General features: G+C 47.5%; 1 pseudogene. It reads right to left on the bottom strand.

From position 1 onward, the window contains the following. A pseudogene (locus tag AAEZ00_RS22160) lies at positions 1 to 236 on the bottom strand (phosphogluconate dehydratase); the annotation flags it as partial.

Here is a 236-nt window from a genome sequence, read left to right as displayed (position 1 = left end):
ATGCGCTGACAACATGTCGTTAAATGCGGTTACGATACCAATATTGGCTTTCGTCAGTTGACGTAAAGAGTCTTTGTCCGCTGGCTGACAGGCCGCGAATCCATGAGCCAAATTGCCACAACTTAGGGCGCTACGATGAACACCTTTGGCTTTGGCATCGTTTAAGGCCGTTAAATACGTTGAACGAGACTGTTTACTGCGTGCGATAATTCTATCGGTGACGGCTTGTACTACTG

Source organism: Shewanella sp. S1-49-MNA-CIBAN-0167, assembly GCF_040310145.1.
Lineage (GTDB): Bacteria > Pseudomonadota > Gammaproteobacteria > Enterobacterales > Shewanellaceae > Shewanella > Shewanella psychromarinicola.
The sequence above is the reverse complement of the archived record's forward strand: the minus strand, read 5'-3'. Positions and strand labels throughout refer to the sequence as shown.